This window comes from Pseudoalteromonas sp. A601 (assembly GCF_002165575.1).
Taxonomy (GTDB): Bacteria; Pseudomonadota; Gammaproteobacteria; order Enterobacterales; family Alteromonadaceae; genus Pseudoalteromonas.
This window is the reverse complement of record NZ_MXQF01000092.1, coordinates 1-556: the sequence shown is the minus strand read 5'-3', so window position 1 is coordinate 556 and position 556 is coordinate 1. Positions and strand designations below refer to the sequence as shown.

Here is a 556-nt window from a genome sequence, read left to right as displayed (position 1 = left end):
AATCTCTTCGGGTTTATTCCCCGCCGCTTGCGGCGTAGTATTGAGTAATGAGCGAATTTATACATAAAAGCCACAATGTGACAGTTTTACTTTATCACCTAGTTTTCCCTGCAAAATATAGAAGAGCAGTTCTTGATGCGGGAGTTGATCGGGCAATCACAGAGATCTGTGTCGAAATAGAAAAGCGTTACGAAATCAAATTTTTAGAAATCGGGACGGATGAAGACCATATTCATTTTTTAGTTCAGTCAGTTCCAAGCTACAGCATTACAAAGTTGGTAACGATGATTAAAAGTTTAACGGCAAGAGAGGTTTTTAAAAAGTGCCCTCATGTTAAAAAGCAGTTATGGGGTGGAGAGTTTTGGTCTGATGGTTATTTTGCAAGTACGGTAGGAAAACATGGTGACGAATCAATGATAAGAAAGTATGTGAAAAACCAAGGGAATAATTATGACCAACTTCATTCGGATCATCAGATAGCTATGTTCTAACCAAATACCCCGCTCACGAAGTGAGTTCTGCGTTAGCAGAAGGGCTTGCCCCGGGGATGTTTATT

The 556-nt window shown here is 39.9% G+C and carries 1 protein-coding gene; it reads left to right on the top strand.

The features are described 5' to 3' along the window. Positions 1–47: 47 nt before the first annotated feature. Positions 48–491 (top strand): IS200/IS605 family transposase, encoded by a 444-nt coding sequence (gene tnpA / locus B5G52_RS21810; protein WP_087534711.1) that lies wholly within the window; start codon positions 48–50, stop codon positions 489–491. Positions 492–556: the final 65 nt, after the last annotated feature.